Annotated in this window: 28 protein-coding genes and 1 other RNA gene; 10 read left to right on the top strand and 19 right to left on the bottom strand. The window is 62.0% G+C overall.

Translation table 11 applies throughout. From position 1 onward, the window contains the following. The first annotated feature begins 20 nt into the window (after positions 1–20). Both EGN72_RS15085 and EGN72_RS15080 read left to right on the top strand, forming a co-directional pair. Positions 21–1,244, top strand: coding sequence for a hypothetical protein (locus tag EGN72_RS15085; protein ID WP_127049005.1), 1,224 nt, complete (start codon positions 21–23; stop codon positions 1,242–1,244). After that, entirely contained in the window at positions 1,241–2,587 is a 1,347-nt protein-coding gene (locus EGN72_RS15080; protein WP_127049003.1) for a cytochrome P450, read from the top strand. The genes EGN72_RS15085 and EGN72_RS15080 overlap by 4 nt, the downstream gene beginning before the upstream one ends. Before the next feature lie 152 nt (positions 2,588–2,739). Here the strand turns inward: EGN72_RS15080 and EGN72_RS15075 are convergent, their stop codons facing one another. The 12 genes from EGN72_RS15075 to EGN72_RS15020 form a co-directional block, all read right to left on the bottom strand. Next, the gene (locus EGN72_RS15075; protein ID WP_127049001.1) at positions 2,740–2,967 is read right to left on the bottom strand and encodes a ribbon-helix-helix domain-containing protein; all 228 of its coding nucleotides are present in this window, start codon (positions 2,965–2,967) and stop codon (positions 2,740–2,742) included. Continuing rightward, the gene (locus EGN72_RS15070) at positions 2,964–3,152 is read right to left on the bottom strand and encodes a DUF4169 family protein (RefSeq protein ID WP_127048999.1); all 189 of its coding nucleotides are present in this window, start codon (positions 3,150–3,152) and stop codon (positions 2,964–2,966) included. The genes EGN72_RS15075 and EGN72_RS15070 overlap by 4 nt, the downstream gene beginning before the upstream one ends. Before the next feature lie 4 nt (positions 3,153–3,156). Beyond that, a complete protein-coding gene (fumC, locus tag EGN72_RS15065; RefSeq protein WP_127048997.1) occupies positions 3,157–4,551 on the bottom strand; it encodes a class II fumarate hydratase in 1,395 nt (464 codons plus the stop codon). Positions 4,552–4,669: 118 nt separating this feature from the next. Further along, entirely contained in the window at positions 4,670–5,239 is a 570-nt protein-coding gene (locus EGN72_RS15060) for a class I SAM-dependent methyltransferase (RefSeq protein WP_127048996.1), read from the bottom strand. Positions 5,240–5,251: 12 nt separating this feature from the next. After that, a complete protein-coding gene (locus EGN72_RS15055) occupies positions 5,252–5,728 on the bottom strand; it encodes an SspB family protein (protein ID WP_127048994.1) in 477 nt (158 codons plus the stop codon). Positions 5,729–5,833: 105 nt separating this feature from the next. Further along, a complete protein-coding gene (gene chrA / locus EGN72_RS15050) occupies positions 5,834–7,102 on the bottom strand; it encodes a chromate efflux transporter (RefSeq protein ID WP_127048992.1) in 1,269 nt (422 codons plus the stop codon). 83 nt (positions 7,103–7,185) lie between these two features. After that, positions 7,186–7,983, bottom strand: coding sequence for a sulfurtransferase/chromate resistance protein (locus EGN72_RS15045; protein ID WP_127048990.1), 798 nt, complete (start codon positions 7,981–7,983; stop codon positions 7,186–7,188). Positions 7,984–8,111: 128 nt separating this feature from the next. Next, positions 8,112–8,672, bottom strand: a complete 561-nt coding sequence (locus EGN72_RS15040) for a hypothetical protein (RefSeq protein WP_127048988.1) — start codon at positions 8,670–8,672, stop codon at positions 8,112–8,114. A gap of 23 nt (positions 8,673–8,695) precedes the next feature. Continuing rightward, positions 8,696–9,346: a DUF1194 domain-containing protein gene (locus EGN72_RS15035; protein WP_127048986.1), complete on the bottom strand. Its 651-nt coding sequence runs from the start codon at positions 9,344–9,346 to the stop codon at positions 8,696–8,698. Between the two features lie 46 nt (positions 9,347–9,392). Beyond that, entirely contained in the window at positions 9,393–10,112 is a 720-nt protein-coding gene (locus tag EGN72_RS15030) for a phytochelatin synthase family protein (protein ID WP_127048984.1), read from the bottom strand. 208 nt (positions 10,113–10,320) lie between these two features. Then, positions 10,321–10,677: a transfer-messenger RNA gene (gene ssrA / locus EGN72_RS15025) on the bottom strand. 559 nt (positions 10,678–11,236) lie between these two features. Next, the gene (locus EGN72_RS15020; RefSeq protein ID WP_127048982.1) at positions 11,237–12,154 is read right to left on the bottom strand and encodes an MBL fold metallo-hydrolase; all 918 of its coding nucleotides are present in this window, start codon (positions 12,152–12,154) and stop codon (positions 11,237–11,239) included. Between the two features lie 72 nt (positions 12,155–12,226). Here EGN72_RS15020 and EGN72_RS15015 point away from each other — a divergent pair, with 72 nt between their 5' ends. Next, on the top strand, positions 12,227–13,546 hold the full coding sequence (locus tag EGN72_RS15015; RefSeq protein ID WP_127048980.1) for an ATP-binding protein: 1,320 nt from the start codon (positions 12,227–12,229) through the stop codon (positions 13,544–13,546). Between the two features lie 12 nt (positions 13,547–13,558). Here the strand turns inward: EGN72_RS15015 and EGN72_RS15010 are convergent, their stop codons facing one another. After that, positions 13,559–14,032, bottom strand: coding sequence for a CAP domain-containing protein (locus EGN72_RS15010; protein WP_127048978.1), 474 nt, complete (start codon positions 14,030–14,032; stop codon positions 13,559–13,561). A 285-nt stretch (positions 14,033–14,317) separates the two neighbouring features. On the opposite strand from EGN72_RS15010, the gene EGN72_RS15005 reads away from it, so the two are divergent. The 5 genes from EGN72_RS15005 (at position 14,318) to EGN72_RS14985 (ending at position 17,674) form a co-directional block, all read left to right on the top strand. Then, on the top strand, positions 14,318–14,950 hold the full coding sequence (locus tag EGN72_RS15005) for an ATP-dependent Clp protease proteolytic subunit (RefSeq protein WP_127048976.1): 633 nt from the start codon (positions 14,318–14,320) through the stop codon (positions 14,948–14,950). A 124-nt stretch (positions 14,951–15,074) separates the two neighbouring features. Further along, positions 15,075–16,340 carry an ATP-dependent Clp protease ATP-binding subunit ClpX gene (clpX, locus tag EGN72_RS15000; RefSeq protein ID WP_127048975.1) on the top strand — a complete coding sequence of 422 codons (1,266 nt, stop codon included), beginning with the start codon at positions 15,075–15,077 and terminating at the stop codon, positions 16,338–16,340. 25 nt (positions 16,341–16,365) lie between these two features. Next, a complete protein-coding gene (locus tag EGN72_RS14995; RefSeq protein WP_127048973.1) occupies positions 16,366–16,848 on the top strand; it encodes a hypothetical protein in 483 nt (160 codons plus the stop codon). Positions 16,849–16,919: 71 nt separating this feature from the next. After that, entirely contained in the window at positions 16,920–17,294 is a 375-nt protein-coding gene (locus tag EGN72_RS14990; protein ID WP_127048971.1) for an NADH:ubiquinone oxidoreductase subunit NDUFA12, read from the top strand. Positions 17,295–17,326: 32 nt separating this feature from the next. Further along, complete coding sequence (locus tag EGN72_RS14985) at positions 17,327–17,674, top strand: DUF2155 domain-containing protein (protein ID WP_370323311.1); 348 nt, start codon at positions 17,327–17,329, stop codon at positions 17,672–17,674. Here the strand turns inward: EGN72_RS14985 and aat are convergent. From aat to accB, 3 genes are read right to left on the bottom strand one after another with little or no spacing between them, the layout of a single operon-like run. After that, positions 17,638–18,279, bottom strand: a complete 642-nt coding sequence (aat, locus tag EGN72_RS14980) for a leucyl/phenylalanyl-tRNA--protein transferase (RefSeq protein WP_127048967.1) — start codon at positions 18,277–18,279, stop codon at positions 17,638–17,640. The two genes, EGN72_RS14985 and aat, sit on opposite strands and share 37 nt — an antisense overlap. A gap of 48 nt (positions 18,280–18,327) precedes the next feature. Further along, positions 18,328–19,680: an acetyl-CoA carboxylase biotin carboxylase subunit gene (gene accC, locus EGN72_RS14975; protein ID WP_127048965.1), complete on the bottom strand. Its 1,353-nt coding sequence runs from the start codon at positions 19,678–19,680 to the stop codon at positions 18,328–18,330. Between the two features lie 10 nt (positions 19,681–19,690). Next, a complete protein-coding gene (gene accB / locus EGN72_RS14970) occupies positions 19,691–20,182 on the bottom strand; it encodes an acetyl-CoA carboxylase biotin carboxyl carrier protein (protein WP_127048963.1) in 492 nt (163 codons plus the stop codon). A gap of 246 nt (positions 20,183–20,428) precedes the next feature. On the opposite strand from accB, the gene EGN72_RS14965 reads away from it, so the two are divergent. After that, positions 20,429–21,742, top strand: a complete 1,314-nt coding sequence (locus EGN72_RS14965; protein ID WP_127048961.1) for an NAD(P)-dependent oxidoreductase — start codon at positions 20,429–20,431, stop codon at positions 21,740–21,742. Position 21,743: 1 nt separating this feature from the next. After that, positions 21,744–23,045 carry an NAD-dependent dihydropyrimidine dehydrogenase subunit PreA gene (preA, locus tag EGN72_RS14960; protein ID WP_127048959.1) on the top strand — a complete coding sequence of 434 codons (1,302 nt, stop codon included), beginning with the start codon at positions 21,744–21,746 and terminating at the stop codon, positions 23,043–23,045. A 36-nt stretch (positions 23,046–23,081) separates the two neighbouring features. Here the strand turns inward: preA and EGN72_RS14955 are convergent, their stop codons facing one another. From EGN72_RS14955 to EGN72_RS14945, 3 genes are all read right to left on the bottom strand, one after another. Continuing rightward, positions 23,082–23,378, bottom strand: a complete 297-nt coding sequence (locus tag EGN72_RS14955; RefSeq protein WP_127048957.1) for a hypothetical protein — start codon at positions 23,376–23,378, stop codon at positions 23,082–23,084. A gap of 96 nt (positions 23,379–23,474) precedes the next feature. Continuing rightward, complete coding sequence (locus EGN72_RS14950; RefSeq protein WP_127048955.1) at positions 23,475–24,089, bottom strand: TetR family transcriptional regulator C-terminal domain-containing protein; 615 nt, start codon at positions 24,087–24,089, stop codon at positions 23,475–23,477. A 97-nt stretch (positions 24,090–24,186) separates the two neighbouring features. Next, positions 24,187–24,930, bottom strand: a complete 744-nt coding sequence (locus EGN72_RS14945; RefSeq protein ID WP_127048953.1) for a FadR/GntR family transcriptional regulator — start codon at positions 24,928–24,930, stop codon at positions 24,187–24,189. Positions 24,931–24,939 lie beyond the last annotated feature (9 nt).

Below are 24,939 nucleotides of genomic sequence, written 5' to 3'. Positions count from 1 at the left end.
AAAGACAGTCAGGCAGGCCAATGGCGAAAACGACCCCAGAGACAACAAGCGTCAAACGCCGCCGCGTGTTTTATGTGCCGGGATATGACCCGTTCCACCCCCGCCGCTACCGCGAGCTTTACCGCAAGGAAGCCGCCGCACAGTCCGCGATTTCCGGCTATCAGATCGCGCTGTCGCCCAAACAATCCGGCGGTGCATATGGCTGGGACGTGACGGCCGAGATGGACGGGGCCAAGGTTCAGGCGCAGGTGGATGTGCTGGTCTGGTCTGATATCGTCAAATCCTCGATGGAGACGGGGATTGTGGGCACCTACCGCCAGCTGATGCGCACCGCCTGGATTTATATCGGGTCGGGGGCGCTGTGGCGGTTGATGCGTCTGCGCAAAGGCCCGGTGATTGCAGCACTTTACCCGATCGTGTTTCTTTTGGGCCAATTGGCGCTGGCGCTGGTCTTGGCGTGGGGCTGTCTGCGTCTGGGGGGCCTGTTTCCCTATGGCGAATGGGTCGGCGGCGCGGTGGGTATCGGGGCGGGGGTGGCCTTGCTGCATTGGTTCCGCCGGGTGGATAACAAGGTCTTTGCCTATTACCTGATGCATGACTATGCCTATTCCGCCCAGTTCAACGGCGCGAACCCGCCGGAACTGGAGGCGCGGATGGCGGTGTTTGGCGATGCCATTGCCGCCGCGATGGCCGAGGAGGTGGAGGAGGTTCTGGTCGTCGGCCATTCCTCGGGCGTGCATCTGGCCGTGTCGGTGCTGGCCGATCTGATCCGGGCGGGGCGGGTGCCTGCGGCGGGGCCTGCGCTGTCGTTTCTGTCGCTGGGGCAGGTGGTGCCGATGGTGTCCTTCCTGCCCGCAGCCTATCGGTTGCGGGCGGATCTGGCCTATCTGTCGCAAACAGAGGCGTTGGATTGGGTCGATGTCACAGCCCCCGGCGATGGCTGCGCCTTTGCGCTGTGTGATCCCGTGGCTGTGTCGGGCGTGGCCCCGGCGGGCAAACGCTGGCCGTTGGTGTTTTCGGCGGCCTTCACGCAAACCCTGTCCCCCGCCCGTTGGAAGGCGCTGCGCTGGCGGTTTTTCCGGCTGCATTTCCAATATCTCTGCGCCTTTGATCGGCCCCGTGACTATGATTATTTCCGCATCACCGCAGGCCCGCTGACGCTTGGCGCGCGCTATCAGGGGCGCCCGCCTTCGCAGTCGCGGATTGAGCTGCCTGTCAACAAATTCACCTCGGTCGCGCCATGATCCCGCCCAAACCGCCTGCACGGCCCGATAAAGTTTCGCTCTGGCGCTATATGAAGCTGTTTCGGCAGGATATCCTGTCGGCGCAGCCCGCGCGGCTGTATCGGGCGTGGATGGCAGAGTTTCGGACCCCGTTTTTCCGCAGCTATCTGTGCAACGATCCGGCGCTGGTGCGGCGGGTGCTGAATGAACGGCCCGATGATTTTCCGAAGTCGAACCGTATCCGCGAAGGGTTGAACCCGCTGCTGGGCAATTCGGTTTTCGTGACGAATGGGGCGGTGTGGAAGCGGCAGCGGCGCATCATCGACCCGGCCTTTGAAGGCGGGCGCATCCGCGAGACATTTCCGGCCATGGTCGCAGCAGGGCAGGCGGCGGTGGCGCGGATGCAGCCCGGTGTGCAGGAAATTGAGCCGGAGATGAGCCATGCGGCAGCGGATGTGATTTTCCGCACGCTGTTTTCCATCCCGATCGAGCATGAGATCGCGGCAGAGGTGTTTGACCAGTTCCGCGCCTATCAGCGTGAACAGCCGATCCTGAACCTTGCGGCGTTCTTGCCGCTGCCGCGCTGGGTGCCGCGCTTTCATTCCCGCCGCACGCGGGCGACGGCGGCGCGGATACGGGGGCTTATCCGGCAATTGACCGAGGCGCGGGCCGCCGAGATCGCGGCAGGCACCGCACCGGATGATCTGGCGACGAAAATCATGACAACCGCCGACCCCGAGACGGGGGAGCGGTTCGGGACCGAGGAGATGATTGATCAGGTCGCGATTTTCTTTCTGGCGGGGCATGAAACCAGCGCCTCGGCTTTGGGCTGGGCGTTGTATTTGCTGGCGATGCACCCCGAGGTGCAGGAAAGGGCAGCAGCGGAGGCGGCGATGATCGGCGCTGCGCCGGATTTTGCTGCGATGAGCAAGCTGAAATTCATCCGCGATGTGTTCCGTGAGACGTTGCGGCTTTATCCGCCGGTGCCGATGATGGTGCGGGAAAACGCCTGCCCGGAGGAATTTCGGGGCCGCAAGGTGGCCCCCGGCGGGCAGGTGGTGCTGAGCCCGTGGCACCTGCATCGGCATGAACGGATTTGGGAGCGGGCCGACGAATTTGACCCGGACCGCTGGCAGACGGAGGCAGGGCGGACCTGCGGGCGCGATGCGTTCATTCCGTTTTCGGCGGGGCCGCGGGTTTGCACGGGGGCGGGTTTTGCGATGGTGGAAGGGCCGCTTTTGCTGGCGATGCTGTTGCGGGCCTATCGGTTTGACTTGGTGGCGGGCCGGGTTCCGGTTCCGGTGGCGCATCTGACGGTGCGGGCCAAGGATGGGATTTGGCTGGACGTGAAACCACGCGGCTGAATCGCGCGCGGAATGCCGGCTAACACCTTGAAAAACTAGAAAAACCTTTGAGAAATTTACCTTTTGTTAAGGGCTGGCACACGCCCAAGGGGGGGCGTTTTGGCGGGCCGGGTATGGATATTTGGACCGGAAAGAAAGCAGGCGCGCGCGCGTTATTTCGGGGCGGCGTTTTTGTAGTGGTTCAGCACAAAGACGCGGATGGACGAGGCAAGGCCCGCATCTGGCGGGCGTTGTTCGTCAATCTCAATCGCCAGCGCGTTGATGGTTTTGTCCTGTGCCTCGGCGATCTGGCGGAAGGCGTGCCAGAATTCGGTCTCCAGCGAAACCGAGGTGCGGTGGCCGCGCAGGGTGAGGGAATGTTTGACGGGGCGGGCGGTCATTTCTGCGGCCCGTCTTCGCGTTTATGGGCGTCGAGGCTTTGGCGGGCTTTGTCGCTTTGCGCCGCCTCAAGCGTGCGTTCCGCCTTGGTCCGGCCAAATTTGGCGGCATTGGCATCACCCTGCGCGCGCGCCTCGGCCCGTTGACGGGCTTTCTTGGCGGCGCGCAGGTTGATGATGTCAGCCAATATCTTAGCCTTTCGGGCCGATCATATCTTCGGGACGGACCACGCGGTCAAAGGTTTCACCGTCGACGAGACCGAGGGCGATTGCCTCTTCACGCAGGGTGGTGCCGTTCTTATGCGCGGTTTTGGCGACTTTGGTGGCGTTGTCATAGCCGATGGTGGGGGCCAAAGCCGTGACCAGCATCAGCGATTCCTTCATCAGCTTGTCGATGCGGGCCACATTGGCCTGCGTGCCGACGACCATGTTATCGGTGAAGCTGCCAGCGGCATCGCCCAGAAGCTGCATGCTTTGCAACAGGTTATAGGACATCATCGGATTGTAGACGTTCAACTCAAAATGGCCCTGCGAGCCTGCAAAACCGATGGCGGCATCATTGCCCATGACATGGGCGCAAACCATGGTCAGCGCTTCGGCTTGGGTCGGGTTGACCTTGCCCGGCATGATCGAGGAGCCCGGTTCGTTTTCCGGCAGGATCAATTCACCAAGGCCGGAGCGGGGGCCGGAGCCGAGCAGGCGCATGTCATTGGCGATTTTGAACAGGCTGCCCGCCACGGTTTTCAGCGCGCCGGAGAACATGACCATTGCGTCATGCGCGGCCAGCGATTCAAACTTGTTGGGCGCGGTGACGAAGGGCAGGCCGGTGATCGCGGCGATTTCGGCGGCGACGCGGCTGTCCCAGCCGACGCGGGTGTTCAGCCCGGTGCCAACAGCGGTGCCGCCTTGGGCCAGTTCATAGATGTCGGGCAGGCAGGATTCGACGCGCTGGAGGCCCTTGGCCACCTGATGCGCATAGCCGCCAAATTCCTGACCCAAGGTCAGCGGCGTTGCATCCTGCGTATGGGTGCGGCCGATCTTGATGATATCCTTGAATTCGTTGGATTTTGCCACCAGTGCCGCATGCAGTTTGCGCAGGCCGGGCAGCAGCACATCGCGCGCCATCATGCCGGTCGCGACATGCATCGCGGTGGGGAAGGTATCGTTCGACGACTGGCCCATGTTGCAATGATCGTTCGGGTGGACCGGTTTTTTAGAGCCCATCACGCCGCCCAGCATTTCAATCGCGCGGTTGGAGATCACCTCATTTGCGTTCATGTTGGATTGGGTGCCAGAACCGGTTTGCCAGACGACCAGCGGAAAATTGTCGTCAAATTTGCCGTCGATCACCTCTTGCGCGGCGGCGGCGATGGTGTCGGCCAGATCGGCGGGCATATCGCCTTGGGCCTTGTTGACCAGCGCGCAGGCTTTCTTGATGACGCCAAGCGCGCGGATGATGGCAACGGGCTGGCGTTCCCAGCCGATGGGGAAGTTCATGATCGAGCGCTGGGTCTGTGCGCCCCAGTATTTATCGGCGGGAACTTCGAGCGGGCCAAAGCTGTCGGTTTCGGTACGGGTCGCGGACATGATGCACTCCTGCTGAATTTGGCCCTTCATAGGGGGGCAGGGGGTGAAAATCAATCGGTATACGGCGGCATACAGTCGCAGATCGCGTTAAATTAAGGAGTTTTCCTGTGGCCGGCGATCAGTGGTCGGCTTGCCGCAGGATATAGACTTGGGCAGGTGGGAAGTTGCCCCAGATCTTGGTGGTTTTTTCGGCGCGCAGGCCGAGGCTGGCCAGACCTTCGGCGGAAAGTGGCGCGTTCTGGCCATAGGTGAATTGCACCATGAACCCATCGGGGCGCAGAATGTCGAAGGCGGCGCCGACAATCTCGCGCCGCAGGCTGCGCGGCATGGACAGAAGCGGCAGGCCAGAGACAACGGCCCCCACTTTGCCGGGGATATGTTTCGGGGCGTCTTGCGCGCCGGTGACATGGATGGTCACGCCGGGAAAGCGGCTGTGCAATTCTTCGGCAAAGGCGGGGTTCATCTCAAACAAGGTCAGATCAGCGGGGGCGACACCTTGGTCCAGAATGGCGCGGGTGATGGTGCCGGTGCCGGGGCCGAATTCCACCACCGGGCCGGTGGCGGGCGACAGTGCCGCCGCCATCGCCTTGGCCAAAGCGCGCGAGGAGGGCACGAGCGAGGAGGTTTGCTTGGGTTGAAGCACCGCCTGTTTCAGAAAAAAGGCGAGATCGCTGAGCATGTTGGACATCTGTATGTCGCCTTATTTGCGGAATTTGTCGAGCGACAGGACTTCGGCTTCGCGCGCGGGTTTTGCGGGCGTTTCCTCTTCCGGCTCTGGCGGGTCGTCGTCGTCTTCCGCGTCGTCTTCGTCATCATCATCATCGTCGCTGGTTTCAAAGCGCAGGCCGAATTCGACCGATGGGTCAACGAAGGTGCGCAGGGCGTCGAAAGGGATGACCAGCGGTTCGGGGTTATTGCCGAAGTTCAGCGTGATGGAAAAGCCGCTGTCGGTGACATCGAGGTTTTCGAACCAGTTCTGGATCACGATGGTCATTTCGGTCGGGTAGCGCGCGCGCAGCCAGTCGGCGATGGCGACATCGGGATGAGTGGTGTCGAAGGTGATGAAGAAATGGTGATTTCCGGGCAGGCCATGCAAGGACACATCCGTCAGCACGGATTGGATCAACCCGCGCATCGCGTTATGCATGAGGTTGCCATAGTCAATGCTGCGCGCCATGGGTGCCCTTTCTTCGATTCCGTTCAGCATAGGGGATTTGGGGGTGAAAGAAAGAGGTGCAGGCGCTGAAAATGCCGCCTGACAGCAACTTCTTGATGCGCGGGATCAGAGACCGATAGGGGCCAAGGCGGGCAGTGCGCCCAAGCCTGCGCAGAGGGCAAGGGTTGCGGGCAGGCCCCAATGGCGCAGAAAGATCAGCGCGGTGGCCAGCAAGGCCAGCCCGGCGGCCAAGGGGTCAAGGCTGGACAGGACAGGTAGGATGAGGCGGGCGGGGCCGATCTGGGTGGTTTGCACCGTGGCAAACAGCACATGCAGCGCGAACCAGAGCGACAGGTTCGCAATCACCCCCACAACCGCTGCCGTAATGGCGGCAAGTGCCGCGCTGAGCCGTGGCGCATGTTCCAGCCTCTCGATCAGGGGTGCCCCTGCGAAGATCCACAAAAAGCAAGGCGCGAAGGTCATCCAGAGGGCGACTGCTGCGGCGGCAAGGCCCAAGGGCAGGCCGCCTTTGCCATGGCCAGCCAGATAGGCCACGAATTCGGTGACAAGGATTAAAGGGCCGGGCGTGGTTTCGGCAAGGCCCAAAGCGTCGATCATCTGCGGCAGGGTCAACCAGCCTTTGCCATCGACGATGGTTTGCGACAGCCATGCCAGCACTGCATAGGCGCCGCCGAAGGTCAGCACGGCGAGTTGGGAAAACAGCAGCCCGATTTCAAACAGGAAGGTGGCGTTAAACAGCCACAAGGCGGCCAGCGGCAGCAGCCAGACTGCCGCCCAGATTGCGGCTTGTGACAAGGTTTGGCGCAGAAGCATCGGCCTTGGTGCTGCGGCGGGACGAGGGGCCGCCGTGCTGTTGAAGGTGAAAAAGCCGATCAGGCCCGCGCCAAGCACCACCACGGGGAAGGGCAGGTCAAACACAAAAAGCGCGATGAAGGCGGCGAATGCCAAGGCCCAATGCACAGGGCCTTTCAGCGCGCGTTTGGACAGCTTCCGCAGCGCGTGCAGCACAATTGCCAGCACCGCCGCCTGCACCCCGCGCAGCAGCGCCGCCATCAGCGGCAGATCGCCAAAGGCGGCATAGGCCATGGCCAGCAGCAGCACCACCAGCGCCCCCGGCAACACGAAAAGCAGCCCTGCGATCAGCCCGCCTGTCACCCCGCGCAAGCGCCAGCCGGAATAGGTGGCAAGCTGCATCGCCTCTGGCCCCGGCAGCATCATGCAAAAGGACAGCGCGCGCAGGAAGTCCGCCTCGGTCATCCAAGGGCGCTCTTCGACCAGTTCTCGGTGCATCAGCGCGATCTGCGCCGCGGGCCCGCCAAAGGACAGCAGGCCGATACGGGCAAAGACGCGGAAGAGTTCGGGCAGGTTGGGCATGGGATGGACCTTTGGCGGGGCGCGCGGGGCCAGCGGTGGAGCCTCCGGCGGGGATATTTTTGAATAGATGAAGCCGGGCGGGGTTACGGGGTGGATGCGGGCCAGTCATGGGTTTCTTCATGGCCATCGCGGGCCCAGCGATATAGGGCATCATAGAGCCCGAGCCCTGCCTCCAGTTGTTGCAGATCATCCTTGTAGAGCCGGGAGAGGCCGACGGACAGGGCCAGAAGCCCGGCGGCTTGCGGGGCGAGGTTGTGGCGGTCGGTATCGGCGGCGCGGATGACAAGGGCGAGCCGGTCCAGCGCCGGGGTGGAGAGGGCGAAGGTTTTGAGCATGGTGTCGAAGCTGCAATCGGGGCCGTTATGGGAAAAGGCCGCGCCGTCGATATCAAAGGGGATGGCATCGAAGCGGTCTGCGACGGCGGCAACCTCGGCGGGCGCGACATAGAGAAAGCGCGCGCTGGGATCGACGAAGCGGCGGATCAGCCAAGGGCAGGCGATGCGGTCGATCTTGGGGCGGTGGCGCGTGACCCAATTGTGGCTGCTGGGCAGGGCCGCGACCGGGACCATTGGCAGGCTGGCGGCGGCCCAAGCCTCGGTGCCGCCCTGAAGGGTTTCGGCCTGCGCCCCGTGCAAGCGCAGCAAGGCGGCGGCCCCCTCGGAAAGTTTGCGGCCGCCGTGGCAGATCACGACCGCGCGGCGGTTGTGCAGCCCCGGCGCGTGGGATTCGATGCTTTGCGCTTGGCAGAGCGTGGAAGTGGGGATCAGGCGCGGGTTTGCGGCGATATCTTCGGGCAGGCGCACATCGAACAAGGCCGGGCAATCGGGCGTGCCGATAAGGTGGGAGAGTTGGGCGGGGGTGATCTGGCTGGGGCCGGGCATGGGGCATCCTGTGCAAAACGGCCCTTTCGGGCCTGTGAGGTTTGGGATGCGATGCTTGGGCCTGCCGCCTCACGGGGCGTTCGCGGGCCCCATGGGGAAAGGCTAGTCGGTTGCGGGCGTGGCGTCAATCAGCGGTTTTCGAGCAAGCTGTCGAGGGGGCGCGCATCTGAGGCGCGGGTGTCGATGGCAAAGACGGGAAGGTCTTTGGGTGGCACTGCGATGGGCAGGCAGGTGAAGGGGGCGGCGGCAATATAAGGGAACAGGAAGGCGTGGCTGTCGGCGGCGCCGGGGATGGTTTGATCGCGCAGCGCCAGAAGGGCCGCGCCACCCGCAAGATCGCCGAAAGCGAAATAGGCGCTGTCGGTTCCGAAATCGAGGTGATGGGTGACTGTGGCGGGCGGGGCGGTGGATGCCTCTAGCCAGAGGGTCAGGGCGCGGTGATCGGGCTGTGACACTGCAACCCAGATATCAAGGTTTTGGGCGGAAACTGGGCTTGCGCCGCGCAAATGATAGTCATCGCTCCAAGAGGGATCACCGATGAAGATTTTGCCGCTGGGCAGGGCGAGGCTGCCGCAAGATTGCCATGTCGCGCTCTGGCCCGATTGCGCGCTGATCCAGTCGCGCATGGTTTGGGCGGGTGCGAGGCCGGGGCGCAGGGTAAGCGCGCTGACGAGCAGCACTTTGAGCATGGGGTTGCCTTGGGTATTATGAGTCAGCCGGTCGGTTTGATCAATTCGCGCAGCAGTTTGGCGCGGATGGCGCGGGGGTAACCCTCTAGCCCGCGGGCGGTGAGCACGAAGCCGCGCGGGGTGACGACCCAGTTTTTGTAAAAGCTGGTGGTGGGGGCGGAACTGCCCATATCCTCAATCGCGATGCCGTTGATTTCTATGCCTTTTGCGGCGGCCTCCATCCTTGCGCGGCCCACGGAGGTGCCAGCGTTTTCCGGCCCGTCGCCCGAGACGTCGATCACGAAGCGTTTGCAATCGGCCACGGCGGGGAATTGGGCGGTGGCAAAGCTGATCGCTTCGCCCACGGCGGTGTCAGAGCCATCAAAGGCGCGGGGCAGGCTGCGGGCGCGGGCGGCAAAGCTGCGCAGCGCCTGAGGCGAGAGCATGCGTTGCCAAGGCATCACCATCGCCTGCCGCCCCAGCCCGGACCATTGCATCACCGAAAGCGCGACCTGACCTTGCAGCAAGACGTCGGCCACCTCCGGGTCTTGCAGCGCATCGGCAAGGCCTTGGATTTGCAGGGCATATTCGCCCCGGTCGATGGAGCCGGAGACATCAATCGCCAAAAGCAGCGCAGTTTCGCAGGCGATGGCAGGGGTGGCAAGCGTGAGGGCAAGGAGCAGCGCGCGGATCATGCGGCAAGCTTGGCCGAGCCTGTGGAGGCTTGCAAGGGATTTGGCGTCAGTGGATATGCACAAACCCGCCGGTTTCGCCTTTCAGCGGGCCGTGATCGTCAGAGGTGGGTTTGAGCATGGCGTCGAGCAGGATGGCGGCGGGTGTCCAATAGGGGATATACCAATCCTGATCGACTTCGAGGATCAGGACGCGGTCGGTGGCGGCATCATAGGCCCCGATGAGCGAGATATGCGGGCCATCCCAATCGCCGGTGACAACGCCTTGGTTGAAATAGACCAGCAGCGCATCGTCGGCGGAGATTTCATTCTGGGCCAGCAGGGCGCGCATCGCTTCGGCATCCGTGCTGTCTTTGGGTTTGAAGCTGGTGATGGTTTTGGCGCTGCCGGTGGCGGTCAGCGCGGCTTGGGTGAAGGTGACGAGTTGGTCAAACAGCACGCCGTCGCCGTCTTCGGCGGACAGGGCCATCCATTCGGTGCTGCCGACCTGGGCCAGCAGGCCCTGTTGCGAGATCACCTGATCTTCGGCATGGGGCGGCAGGCCCGCGAGCCCGTTGAGGGCGGCTGTGACAGTGGCGATGGAACAGGCGGAGCTGGTGAATTGCGGTTTCACGAAGCTGGAAAAGGCCCAGTAATCGGGCGCGGGATTGGCGCGCAGATAGGTGTTATCGGTTGTGATGGGCACGGCATTGGGGCCGAGTTTCGGGGCGTCTTGGGCGAGGGCGGGCAAGGCGGCAAGGCATAGGGGAAAGGCGAGGGCAAGGCGCATGAGGAGGCTCCGTCTGGGATGGAGTGAAGCGTAGCGGTGAGGCGGGCGAAGGCAAGCGATTCCCCCGGCTTGGGCTGGGCGGCGGGCCGGGGGCCTCCGGCGGGGATATTTGGGCCGAAAAGAAAGCGGGCGGTGGGAGTGTTTGGTGCAAGCCACCAGCGCGCAGGCGTTTCCGGCGGCGGGAATGCTGTGGTTTGCGATGGGGGGAAGTGGAGGATTCTGTTGCCAGGCTCCTCCGGGCCCCGCCTTACACTGCTAGGTGCAAGGGCTTAGTTTTCGATAGTTCCGGTCGCTTACGCGGCCATTGCCATCGGAGCACGGTTGTCATTTGCAACTGTACGTTTCGGACCGATAACGGTGGTACCTCACCGAGCGAAAGCTGGCCTCTTTAGACGTTCGTCGATCCTATTTCGACCCCGAACCCCCGAAATGAGCGGGTGGAATGGTGGAGTCGCCGGGTACCGCCCCCGGGTCCGAGCCGTTTATTACAGGTGCGTTTATCGCCATAGTCCGGGCAAGCCCGAACAGGGTGAATATAGGGGCCGGGGGGGCGCTGCGCAAGGGAGCGATGAGCGAAGTGTGCGTTGGCGAAGAATTTGGTCTGTGACCGGATCGGGCATCTTGCCGGCAAAAAACACGAGGGATTTGGCCGGGCGCCTGACGTCGCCGTTGATTTAGATACAGGTGGAAACACCTTCGGCCTCTTTGACGCTGTTGTCGGACAGGGAAATGACCTCATGGCAAACCCCCGTTTACTGACGGGGAGCACCTTGCAAAAGGACGAAGGCGATCCGCCGCCTATTGCATTCCGGGCAGCGTAGGTTCTGATCTCCAGGTCATAGCCCTTGGACCGCGTCCGATGGTAGAACTTGCCCATGCTTTCATATTGCCCCCGACCACAGGCGGCCTCGCCTTTTGCGAGAGAGAAGAAGCGCGCGCCATGGCTGACGTCATTGCCGATTTGCGGCAGCAGCGTCAGATAATCGCTTGCCACATGCTGAATACCACCGGCAGAGACGGTGCAGCCTGCGCCGAGGCGAAACCCGGCTGCGACATCGACACCGAAGAAGCCGAAGTGCGGGGTGGTTTTCTGAAACGCTTGGGCGAGGGGCCCGTGCGGGTGGTCAGCGCAGGTGAAAGGTTGAGGTCGGGCCGGGCGCGGGTATCGCGGCCACGGTGCCGCGCGCGGTGAGTTCCAGCAGATGCGCAAGCACGTTGCGCTGTGCGGCAGGATGCAGGGCCGGGGGAGTGTCGGCGTAAAGGGTTTTGGTCAGGGCGGGAATGGTGGTTTCCCCTTTGGCCAGTTCGGCCAGTATCGCGGCCTCGCGCGTGTCGCGGTGCTGGATCAGTTCGCGCAAGCGCGTGGCGGGGCTGGTGATCGGCGCGCCGTGGCCGGAGTGGAGGATGGACCAATCGGTTGCCGCCAGTTTGTGCAGGCTTTCGCGGTAATCGGCCATATCGCCATCGGGGGGCGAGACGAGCGAGGAGGCCCAGCCCATTACATGATCGCCCGAGAACAGCACATCCCCCAGCGCAAAGCAAAGATGGTTGCTGAGGTGGCCCGGCGTATGCAGCGCGGTCAGCGCCCAATCGCCATGGGCCAGGGTTTCGCCATCGGCGAGCGGGATATCGGGGGCGAAAGCCGCGTCGATGCCTTCGCCCCCTGCGACCATGCCGGTGGCGGCCAAGGCCTGCATCTGTGCGCTGCGCCCGGCGGTGGCGGGGCCGAACGCGTAGGTTTTCACCCCCAGCGCCTGTGCCATGGGCTGCGCAAGGGGGGAGTGATCGAGATGCGCATGGGTGACGAAGATATGGCTGATCCGCTCTGACGGGTGCAGGGCTGCGAGCAGGGCTGCGGCATGGGCGGGATCATCGGGGCCGGGGTCGATAAGGGCGACATCGCCGGTGCCGACCAGATAGCTGTTGGTGCCGTGCAGTGTCATGGGCGAGGGGTTGCGCGCCAGCACGCGGCGGATCTGCGGGCCAAACTGTTCGGCGGACCCATAGGCGGGGCTGTTTGCGGTGGTGGGTCGGGTCGGCATGTTTGCTCCGCTTTGGTCGGTCGCGCGATTTATCCGCTTTTGTCGCGGGGCGCGTGGCGCTAGTCTTGCCAGATGTTTCGCAAGATAAAAACCCTTATGCCGCGCAGCCTTTATGGGCGGGCTGCCTTGATCCTGATTGTGCCGGTGGTGGCCATTCAGCTGGTCGTTTCTATCGCCTTCATCCAGCGCCATTTTGAACGGGTGACGCGGCAGATGACGGACGGCGTTGCAATCGAGTTGCAGTATATGCTGAGCCAGATGGAGGCGGCCCCCGATATCACGGCGGCGCAGGCGCGGCTGGCCGATATATCCACGGCCATGGGCTTTGCAGTTCGCTTTCCGGCAGAGACGGCGGGCACGGGCGAGGCGCGGGAGTGGATTGATCTGTCGGGCAAAGTGGTGATTGCGACGCTGCGCGAAAGCGTGCCGGGGGTTGGCCGGATCGAGCTTTTGGGCGCGCCGCGGCGTTTGGAAATGGGGATAGAGACGGATTGGGGCCCGATGTGGCTGGTGGTGGACCGGGGGCGGTTTTCGGCGTCGAACCCGCATCAATTGCTGGTGCTGATGATCCTGACTTCGGTTCTGATGACCTTGATCGCCTATGGGTTCTTGCGCAATCAGTTGCGCCCCATCACCAAGCTGGCCGATGCGGCCACCGCCTTTGGCCGGGGCCAGACGGTGCCTTACCGGCCCCGCGGCGCGTTGGAGGTGCGGGTGGCGGGCAAGGCGTTTCTGGATATGCGCGCCCGGATTGAGCGGCAGATCGAGCAACGCACCATGATGCTGTCGGGCATCAGCCATGATCTGCGCACGCCGTTGACGCGTCTGCGTCTGGGCTTGTCGATGCTGCCCGAGGATGAAGAGACAGCGGCGCTGTTGGGCGATGTGCGCGATATGCAGCGCTTGATTGACGAATTCCTGTCCTTCGCGCGGGGCGATGCGATGGAGGAGCCGGAGCGCACGAATATCCGCGAGTTGATCACGCGGATCGTGGGCAATGCGGAACGGGCGGGCCACTCGGTTTCGCTGGGCACGCTGGAGGTGCCGGCAGAGGTGACACTGCGCCCGGCGGCGGTGACGCGGGCCTTGGAAAACCTGATCGGCAATGCCGCGCGCTTTGGCAGTTTGGTGCGGGTGGGGGCGGTGCAGTCGGGGCGGATGCTGCGGGTGGTGGTTGAGGATAACGGCCCCGGCATCGCGCCCGACTTGCGCGAAGAGGCGCTGACCCCTTTCGCGCGGCTGGATGCAGCGCGCGACCCCAATCGCGGCGGCGGCGTTGGGCTTGGGCTGGCGATCACGCAGGATATCGCGCGCAGCCATGGCGGCCGCCTGACGCTTGGTGACAGCAAGGATCTGGGCGGCCTGAAAGCCGAATTCATCATTTCCTGTTAAGGGAGTAGCGCCTTATTTTGCGGCGCCGCCCACCATCACCCAATAAAGCTGCTGGTCGGCCCCAAGCGCCACGCCTAGACCCATTTCATCAATCTTGGGCGACAGCATATTTGCCCGGTGCGGGGCCGAGTTACACCACCAGTCCGATGCGGTTTTGGCCGTGCGGAAGCGGCCGATGTTTTCGTTGGCCGAGCGGAACCGATAGCCCACATCCTTCAGGCGGCGCACAAGGTCAGAGCCATTGCTGCCGAAATGCGAAAACTGCCCTTGCCCGGCCATGTCACAGGCATGGGCCTGCGCCGATTTCGCGAGTTTTTTGTCATTGACCAAAGCGGGCAGGCCTGCGGCTTGGCGATAGCCGTTAATGTCGGCGGTGACTTGTGCGAGCATGGCTTTCGCCTCTGCGGGTTTGGCGCAATCGGCCGAAAAGGCCGGGTTGGCCATGGCAAGGGCAAGGCTCAGGAGCAGGGGGCGGAAGGCGGGCATGGGGATCTCCGGTAAGTTGGGCGGAGTGTAGGGATTTATGCGCGCGCCGCCAAGGTGGAATGGCAGGGCCAAGACAATCGCCCACCGCTGAAAACGGGTTTGCGTTTAAGGGTTTGTTCACCTTGTTCGTGGCATCAGAGGGCAAACCGCGCCGGGTGTCTGCGGGAAGGCGATGCAAAAGGCAGCGGGGAAAATGCCTGTTGCCCTTGCAGGGGGCGGCACGCACTACTAAGACTTAGGCAATCCTTTAGCGAATACGCTACTCACATAAACAGGCAGGCGAAGATGCAAGATCCAGTTGACCACTATATGAACACCCTTGTTCCCATGGTTGTGGAACAAACCAGCCGCGGCGAGCGCGCCTATGACATCTTTAGCCGGATGCTCAAGGAGCGGATCATTTTTCTGTCCGGCCCGGTGCATGATGGCATGTCCAGCCTGATCTGCGCGCAGCTTCTGTTCCTTGAGGCGGAAAACCCGTCCAAGGAAATCTCTATGTATATCAACAGCCCCGGCGGCGTTGTGACCTCTGGCCTGTCGATCTATGACACGATGCAATACATCAAGCCGAAGGTGTCGACGCTGGTGATCGGGCAGGCGGCCTCGATGGGGTCCTTGCTGTTGACGGCGGGCGAAAAGGGTATGCGGTTCAGCCTGCCCAACAGCCGCGTCATGGTGCATCAGCCCAGCGGCGGCTATCAGGGGCAGGCGACGGATATCATGATTCACGCCCGCGAAACCGAAAAGCTGAAGCGCCGGTTGAATGAGATTTACGTCCGCCACACCGGCAATGATTACGACACGGTCGAGGCGGCGCTGGAACGCGACAACTTCATGTCGGCTGAGGATGCGAAGGCCTGGGGCCTGATCGACGAGATCGTCGAAAACCGTGGCAAGGCCGAACCGGAAGCAAAATAACCACATTGCCCCGCGATTGATCGGGGGCGATTTGACATTGTGAAGGGGTGGGGCATGTCCTAGACTTGGCCCACCAGCATTTCAGACGACCCAACTTTACGGCGACGCAGGGCAGAGGACGATAATGGCGACGAATTCAAGCGGTGACAGCAAAAACACGCTCTATTGCTCTTTCTGTGGCAAAAGCCAGCATGAGGTGCGCAAACTTATCGCGGGGCCGACCGTATTCATCTGTGATGAATGTGTGGAGCTGTGCATGGATATCATCCGCGAGGAGACAAAATCCTCGGGGCTGAAATCGTCGGAAGGGGTGCCCACGCCGCGCGATATTGCGAAGGTGCTGGATGATTATGTGATCGGTCAGGAACATGCAAAGCGGGTTTTGGCCGTGGCGGTGCATAACCACTACAAACGTCTGAACCATTCCTCGAAAACCGATATCGAACTGGCGAAATCCAACATTCTGCTGATCGGGCCGACCGGCTGCGGCAAGACCTTGCTGGCGCAAACGCTGGCGCGGATTCTGGACGTGCCGTTCACCATGGCCGATGCCACCACGCTGACCGAAGCGGGCTATGTGGGCGAGGATGTGGAAAACATCATCCTGAAACTGCTGCAAGCCAGCGAATATAACGTGGAACGTGCGCAGCGCGGCATCGTCTATATTGACGAGGTCGACAAGATCACCCGCAAGTCTGACAACCCGTCGATCACCCGTGACGTTTCGGGCGAAGGCGTGCAGCAGGCGCTGTTGAAGATCATGGAAGGCACGGTTGCCTCGGTGCCGCCGCAGGGCGGGCGCAAGCATCCGCAGCAGGAATTCCTGCAAGTGGACACCACGAATATCCTGTTCATCTGCGGCGGGGCATTTGCCGGGTTGGAAAAGATCATCGCGCAGCGCAACAAGGGGTCGGGCATCGGCTTTGGCGCCGAGGTGAAAGACCCGGATGCGCGCGGCGTCGGCGAAATGTTCCAGGAGCTGGAGCCAGAAGATCTGCTGAAATTCGGGCTTATCCCGGAATTCGTCGGCCGTTTGCCCGTGCTGGCAACGCTGACCGATCTGGATGAGGCCGCGCTGATCACCATTCTGACAGAGCCGAAGAACGCGCTGGTCAAGCAATATCAGCGCCTGTTCGACATTGAGGGCACGCAACTGACCTTTACCGCCGATGCGCTGACGGCGATTGCCAAGCGGGCGATCAAGCGGAAAACCGGTGCGCGCGGTTTGCGGTCGATCATGGAAGATATCCTGCTGGATACCATGTTCGAACTGCCGGGCATGGATGACGTGCAAGAGGTTGTGGTCAATGAAGAGGCCGTGAACTCGGGCGCGAAACCGCTGCTGGTGCATACCGACCGCAAGAAAAAAGAGCCGGCAAGCGCCGGGTAAACCAAAGGCGAGGGGGCCCGGTGAGGTGACACGCTTTTGGATCGCTGCTCTGATCCTTTTGGCCGCTCCTGCGCAAGCAGAGGAGCGGCCTTTTGTTAACGTCGCCAAGATGTTCGGCGATCTGATCCCCTACAATTCCAAGCTGATCGAGACAGAGGCCGTGCCGCTGGACAATGGGCTGCCCTCGACCAGCCTGTGTTTGATCGCGGCGGTGCGTCTGCCGCAAGACAGCACCACCCCCCCACCCAAGATTGACAGAACCCGCCCGCGTTACGCGCAATTTGGCGGTGACTGGAAACCAACCCCGATGGTCGGCGGACCGAAGGGCAGGGATATTCGCGCGGCCTGCGCACCCTTTCTGCGAAGCGACCGCTTTGATGAGGCGCTGGAGACAGCACTTGCCAGCCCCGGCAACTTCTACATCCGCGATTTCACCGGAACCCTGCTTCAGGTCTATGCGCCACAACAGCGGATCGCCGTGTCAATCCGATTGGCACAACGTAAATGACAAAGCGGTTTGTGGCTGGACCTTTTGCCGCCTTTCCGCCATATGTTGCCCAACGAACTGGAGGCCCTGTGATGTATTTCCTCAAACGCTTGCTGACTTGGTGGAACAGCCAGACCATCAGCACCCAGATTTTCACCTGGCGCAAAGGCCAGAAAGTCGGTGAGGATGAGCAGGGCAATATCTATTACCAAACCGCAGATGGCAAACGCCGCTGGGTGATTTTCAACGGTGAGATTGAGGCCACGCGCGTCAATCCTGATTGGCATGGCTGGTTGCATTTCACATGGGATACCACCCCGTCCGAGGCGCCTTTGGTCAAGAAATCCTGGGAAAAGCCGCATCAGGAAAACCTGACCGGCACCGATGCGACCTATGCGCCCGCAGGGTCCATCCGCCGCCCGGCCCCCGTGGCGCGCAGCGATTATGAGGCCTGGCAGCCGGAGTGATCCGGGGCCGGTGGCAATCGATGTTCAAAGCCTTGACCGTTCTGCTTGTGGCGCTGGCCGCCACGCCGTTGACTGCGCAAGATGCGGTCACGGCACCGGGCGGCGTTGTGCGCTGGCTGGACAAGGTATCGGGCGAAACCGGTGATATTGAACTGTCGCGCGGGCAATCGGCGCAAAACGGGCGGCTGACGATTCAGTTGGATGATTGCCGCTATCCGTCGGATGCCAGCCCGACCGAGGCTTATGCCCATCTGACCATTCTGGACAAGCTGATGGATGTGCCCGCCTTTTCAGGTTGGATGATGGCCAGCAGCCCCGCCCTGTCCGCGATGGACCATTCGCGCTATGACGTCTGGATCTTGCGCTGCCTGACGGAGTGAGCGTCCGGCGCATAGCCCGGCGGATCAAAGCGCGCGGGCCGTGCAAGGGCTGCGTTCAGGCGGTCGTGATACTCTTTCCGTGAAATCTCTACCGCGCCGAGTGAGGCGAGATGCGGCGTGATGAACTGCGTATCGAACAGCGTGAATCCCCCCGCCCGTAACCGATGCACTAGCCAAGCCAGCGCGATCTTGGACGCATCGGTGCGGCGCGAAAACATGCTTTCACCAAAGAAGGCCGCACCAAGGCTGACACCATAAACCCCACCCACCAACGCGGTGCCGTCCCAGACCTCAAGGCTATGGGCAAAGCCTGCTTTGTGCAGCGCTTGGTAGAGCGCGAAAATCTCGTCGTTGATCCAGGTTTCATCGCGGTCGGCACAGGCCGCCACGGTGCCTGCAAAATCAAAATTTGTTCGAATTGTATAATTATCTTGCCCGATCCGCTTTGAAAGGCTGCGGGAAATGTGGAAATTATCCAAATCAAAAATACCCCGGCGGCGCGGGTCCACCCAATGCAGGGTGTCGGATGCCCGGCTTTCGGCCATCGGAAAGACCCCGGCGGCATAGGCAGACAGCAAAAGCTCTGGGGTGATTTTCTCGGTCATGGCAGGGAAAGGAAATGAAAAGGGGGGCGCAATGGCCCCCCTATACGATCAGTGCTTGCCAAACTGCGCGTCCAACCATTTTTCAAGCCAGTGAATATTATACTCACCGTTTTGCACATCCGGCTCCGCCAGAAGGGCGTGGAACAGCGGGATCGTGGTGTCGATGCCGTCGATCACCAATTCACCAAGCGCGCGGCGCAAACGGGCCAGCGCCTCTGGCCGGTCGCGGCCATGCACGATCAGCTTGCCGATCAGGCTGTCGTAATAGGGTGGAATCGAATAGCCGCCGTAAAGCGCCGAATCCATCCGCACGCCAAGCCCGCCGGGGGCGTGGAAAGTGCGCACCTTGCCGGGGCAAGGCGAGAAGTTCGGCAGCTTTTCCGCGTTGATCCGCACCTCGATGGCGTGGCCGTTGATTTCCAGATCGTCTTGGGTGAAGGACATGCCAAGGCCTGCCGCCACGCGGATTTGTTCGCGCACCAGATCGACGCCGAAAATCGCTTCGGTGACGGGATGTTCTACCTGAAGCCGGGTGTTCATCTCGATAAAGAAGAACTCGCCATCCTCATACAGAAATTCCACAGTGCCCGCGCCAATATAGTTGATCTTGGCGACCGCATCGGCGCAGATTTTGCCGATTTTGGCGCGCAGCTCGGGGGTGATGGCGGGGCCGGGGGCCTCCTCGAACACCTTCTGGTGACGCCGCTGGAGCGAGCAATCGCGTTCGCCCAGATGCACCGCATTGCCTTTGCCATCACCAAACACCTGAATTTCGATATGGCGCGGCTTTTGCAGGTATTTCTCGATATAGACTTCGTCATTGCCGAAGGCGGCCTTCGCCTCGCTGCGTGCGGTGCGGAAAGCGATTTCCAGTTCCTTGGCGTTCTTGGCAACCTTCATGCCGCGCCCGCCGCCGCCTGCAGTGGCCTTGATGATGACCGGAAAGCCGATGCCTTCGGCCACGCCAATCGCATCCTCAAAGCTGGCAACCCCGCCGTCAGACCCCGGAACCACCGGAATGCCCAGTGCTTTCGCGGTTTCCTTGGCGGTGATCTTGTCGCCCATGATGCGGATATGTTCCGCCGAGGGGCCGATGAAGGTGATGTCGTGATCCTCCAACGCCTGGGCAAAAGCCTCATTCTCGGACAAGAAACCATAGCCGGGGTGAACCGCCTGCGCGCCCGTAATCTCACAGGCGGAGATGATCGCGGCCTTGTTCAGATAACTGTCGGTCGAGGAAGCGGGGCCGATGCAGATCGACTCATCAGCCATGCGCACATGCATGGCGTCGCTATCGGCGGTGGAATGCACAGCGACAGAAGCGATCCCCATTTCGCGGCAGGCACGAATGACGCGGAGGGCAATTTCGCCCCGGTTGGCGATCAGGATCTTGTCAAACATGATGTGCCCCTTATTCGATGATCATCAAGGGGGCGCCAAATTCGACCGGGCTGCCATCTTCGAACAGGATCCGCTTGACGGTGCCCGCGCGGTTGGCCGGAATGTGGTTCATGGTTTTCATCGCTTCGATGATCAGAACGGTCTGGCCTTCGGTCACTTTATCCCCGATGGCGACAAAGGGCTTGGCCCCCGGTTCGGCGGCCAGATAGGCGGTGCCCACCATCGGCGAAGTCAGCGCGCCGGGGTGTTGTGCCGGATCATCGCTGCCAGCCACAACTGCGGGGGCATGGGCGGGGGCGGCGGCAACGGCTGCCGGGGCGGCCATCATCGGGGCGGCTTGCGTCATCGTCACCACATTGGCTTGCTTGACCACGCGCACATCAAGGCTGTCATCTTCGGCATAGTCGCGTTTCACCGAGATTTCGGTCAACTCATTGGTGTTCAAAATCTCAGCAAGAGCCTTGATGAAGGCCACGTCAGCGTCTGTTGAATGTTTGCTCATTACCGTCCTCGATTGGCATTTTCCGGGTGTTTGCGGCACATTCAGCAATGCCGACCCCGACTGATAGGCCGGGTTATACGCTAGGGAAGCTTGGGTGAAAAGCACGAGTTGCACAAAGGCACGGCAACAGGGGCGGAGGTTTGCGTGGCTGTGAGGGAAAATGCAGGGTTTGATTATTTACTGTTTGATAAAATAAATGACCTGTGGCAGCCTTTTTTCAAATCACACCGACAGGAGGGCCTGACTTTGCCGAACACTCCGCTTACGCCCGGGCTTGCAGCGGGCCGTCTGCCGCCCGAAGCCTATGCCCATAATTTCGACGATCTGGAACCCGTGCTGGACGCGCATGAGGCGCATGTCGCGGCGGATCGCTGTTATTTCTGCCATGATGCGCCGTGCATTACGGCCTGCCCGACCAGCATTGATATCCCGCTGTTCATCCGGCAAATCGCGACCGGCACGCCAGAGGCGGCGGCGAAAACCATCTGGGACCAGAACATTCTGGGCGGCATGTGCGCCCGCGTTTGCCCGACCGAGCAATTGTGCGAAGAAGCCTGCGTGCGCGAGGCGGCAGAGGGCAAGCCGGTGGAAATCGGTCGGTTGCAACGCTTTGCCACGGATCGGGTGATGGGCAAGGGGGTGCATCCCTATAGCCGCGCGGCCAACACGGGCAAGCGGGTGGCCGTGGTGGGGGCGGGGCCTGCGGGCTTGGCCTGCGCGCATCGCTTGGCGATGAAAGGGCATGACGTGGTTCTGATGGACCGGCGCGACAAGCCCGGCGGGCTGAATGAATATGGCATCGCCAGCTACAAGGCCCCGCATGATTTCGCGCAGGCCGAGGTGGAGTGGCTGCTGAAAATCGGCGGGATTGATCTGCGCCTTGGCGTGGAACTGGGCCGCGATGTGACGCTGGACAGCTTGCGGGCCGAATATGACGCGGTGTTTCTGGGCATCGGCCTTGGCGGTGTGAACGCCTTGCGCGCGGCTGGGGAAGATGTGAAGGGCGTGCGCGATGCCGTTGATTTTATTGCAGAACTGCGGCAGCAGCCCGATAAGGCCAAGCTGCCCATCGGGCGCGATGTGGTGGTGATTGGCGGCGGGATGACAGCGGTGGATGCGGCTGTGCAATCGCGCCTGCTGGGGGCGCAGAATGTGACCATCGTTTATCGCCGCGGTCAGGAAAAGATGAGTGCGAGCCGCCATGAGCAGGACCACGCGCAACAGGTCGGCGTGCGCATCGTCTGCAACGCCGCCCCGGTCGAGGTGATCGGCCAGAACGGCGCGGTGACGGCGGTGGTATTCGCCTATACCGAAGACGGGCCAGAGGGTTTGAAACTGCTGGCCGATACCTTCACCCTCAAGGCCGATCAGGTGTTCAAGGCCATCGGCCAAACCCTTGTGGCGCCGGAAGGTATGGGCGGGCCGAAACTGGCGACGCAGCCGATGGCGGGTGTCTGGACAGGCGGCGATTGCGCTGCGGGCGGTGAGGATTTGACGGTGACTGCCGTGGCCGAAGGGCGCGACGCGGCAGAGGCCATTCACGCAAGTTTTGGGGGCTAATATGGCAGACCTGACAACGAATTTCATCGGGATCAAATCGCCCAACCCGTTCTGGCTGGCCTCGGCCCCGCCGACGGACAAGGAATATAACGTCCGCCGCGCGTTCGAGGCGGGCTGGGGCGGGGTGGTGTGGAAAACCCTTGGGTCCGAGGGGCCGCCGGTGGTCAACGTCAACGGCCCCCGCTATGGCGCGGTATGGGGTGCGGATCGGCGGCTTTTGGGGTTGAACAACATCGAGTTGATCACCGACCGCCCGCTGGAGGTGAACCTGCGCGAAATCAAATCGGTCAAGCGCGATTACAAGGACCGGGCGCTGATCATCAGCCTGATGGTGCCTTGCGATGAAGATAGCTGGCGCGATATCCTCAAGCGGATCGAGGATACCGAGGCCGATGGGGTGGAGCTGAATTTCGGCTGTCCGCATGGCATGGCCGAACGCGGCATGGGGTCTGCTGTGGGGCAGGTGCCGGAATATATCGAAATGGTGACGCGCTGGGTCAAACAGCACAGCCGGATGCCCTGCATCGTGAAGCTGACGCCGAATATTTCGGATATCCGCAAACCCGCCGAGGCGGCGAAACGCGGCGGCGCCGATGCGGTTTCGCTGATTAACACCATCAATTCAATTACTTCGGTCAATCTGGACAGTTTCAGCCCGGAACCGATGATTGATGGAAAAGGCACGCATGGCGGCTATTGCGGTCCGGCGGTGAAGCCGATTGCGCTGAATATGGTGGCCGAGATTGCCCGATCCGCCGAGACGCGCGGCTTGCCGATTTCGGGCATCGGCGGGGTGACGACATGGCGCGATGCGGCGGAATTCATGGCGCTTGGTGCGGGCAATGTGCAGGTCTGCACGGCCGCGATGACCTATGGTTTCAAGATCGTGCAGGAAATGATTTCGGGCCTGTCGCAATATATGGATGAAAAGGGCATGACGGCGACCAGCGATCTGGTGGGCCGCGCGGTGCCCAATGTCACCGACTGGCAATATCTGAACCTTGAATATGTGACCAAGGCCAAGATTGACCAGGACGCCTGCATCCAATGTGGCCGCTGCTATGCCGCCTGCGAAGATACCAGCCATCAGGCAATCTCGATGAGCGACGATCGGGTTTTTGAGGTGATGGACGACGAATGTGTCGCCTGTAATCTTTGCGTTAACGTCTGCCCGGTAGAAGATTGCATAACGATGGTCGAACTACCGAAAGGGACAGTGGATGCACGCACGGGCAAACCGGTGGCGGATTATGCGAATTGGACAACGCATCCCAATAACCCAAGCGTCAAGGCCGCGGAATAGGGCGGCGCTTTGGCTGGTCATGCGGGCTGTGCGTGGTCAGATTGGCTTGGTAGAGGTGACACGGGCGCGCGCCTCGGCATAAACCGTCTGGGCCTGCGCCGATTTGCTGGCGGCTTGGGAGGCAAGCATCAGCGCGGCGGCGGCGGTGTTCGGATCTGCCGAGAGGCGGGCAATCTGCACCGTCTGGCGCCAGGCGGATTCGGCGGCATCTGCTGCCGCGCGGGCCTCATCGACGGTTGGGCTTGGCTCTTTGGCGGGTGTCGCAACCGGTTCTGCGGAGGCCGGTCGTTCGGCCACCATTGGCGTCGGTTGCGGAAAACGTGAGAATTCCATTCCGATCTCCTTTCACTGTTCAGGCCCCCACCTGTGCTGATCCTAGCAAATCAGCCCCGGCTTTTCCCGCGTTTTGAACCTACAATTTAATTCAATTCAGGCGTGGTGGAGCGCCAGCAAACGGGTGAACAGCAGTTCCACGAAATCCTGCGCCTCGGCATAGGGGTCATGGCCGGGGCCAAGCATGGCGCGCACCTGCACATCGAAATCGGCATAATGCTGAGTGATGGCCCAGATGGAAAACAGCAGATGCACCGGGGGCAGTGGCGCGATTTTGCCTGCATCCATCCAAGCCTGCAAAACGCTGGTCTTTTCATCCACCAGCGCCTTCAGATCGCCTTCGATCGCCGCGCGCATATGCGGCGCGCCTTGCAGGATCTCATTGGCAAACAAGCGGCTTTCGCGCGGGAAATCGCGGCTGATCTCTATTTTCCGGCGCACATAGCCCATGATCTCGGTCAGCGGGTCGCCCTGCGGGTCCATCGCGCGCAACGGGTCAAGCCATGTGTCCAGCAGTTTGGACAAAAGCGACAGGTGAATCGCCTCTTTTGAGGGGAAGTAATACAGCAGGTTCGGCTTTGACAGGCCCGCCACCTCGGCAATCTGGTCCAGCGTCGCGCCCCGGAAGCCGTGGGCCGAGAATACGTCCAGCGCCGCATCCAGAATGGTTTCAGAGTTTTTTTGTTGAATGCGCGTGCGTGGGCGGCTCATGTAGCGTCCTGCAAAGGGTCGGCCCAAGCGGCCAGAGGGAGCGTGATCTTAGACCGATCCGAAAGTCCGGTCAAACAGTTGCAAGGGGCGGGGGGCGCTAGCCGGGCTGCCGCTGTGCGCGGCGCGCGCGCACGTCATTGGCAAGCTCGATCGTGTAAAGCGCCAGCGCCGCAAGCGCGGTTTCGGCATCCGCCGCGTTGCGCTGTTCCAAGGCATCGGCAATCGCTGCGTGATGTGACACGATCCGCTCGCGCGAGCGGGCCGAAAAGGTGATCATGTTCATCAAGGGTTGCATCGCCTCCACCGCGCCGGCGAGTTGGTAGGACAGAACCGGGTTGCAGGCCCCATCGACCAAGGCCCGGTGAAAGGCCACATCCGAGGCGCAAAAGCTTTCATCCGTCAGGCCCGGCTGGGCTTGGCGAAACATCTCGGCGCGCATGGTGGCCAGATGGTCAGCGGTGCGGCGCTGCGCCGACAGCGGCACGCAGGCGCGTTCCAGCGCAAAGCGCGCCTCGCAGGCGGTTTCGAAATCCACCTCATTCATCGACAAAAGCAAGGTCGAGGTGGTGATCTGCTGGCCGTAGGCTTCCTCAAACGACAGCCGGTTCACGAAGGCGCCGCCCGTGGCCCCGCGCTGGGTGCGGATCAGGTTTTGCGCGGCCAGCCGTTTCAGCGCCTCGCGCACGGTGGGGCGCGACACGCCGAATTGCTCGGCCAGTTCCTGTTCCGATGGCAAGCGCTGATCCACGATCAGCCGCCCCTCGACAATCGCATCGCGCAGGGCGGCGGAAATCCGCAGCGACAATTCACCCTCTGGGGCCATTTTATAGGTTTGCGTCATGTTTCACGG

The organism is Pseudorhodobacter sp. E13 (genome assembly GCF_003991405.1).
In the GTDB taxonomy this organism is placed as follows: domain Bacteria; phylum Pseudomonadota; class Alphaproteobacteria; order Rhodobacterales; family Rhodobacteraceae; genus Pseudorhodobacter.
Note: the sequence above shows the minus strand (reverse complement) of the source record. Positions and strands in the feature narration are given on the sequence as shown.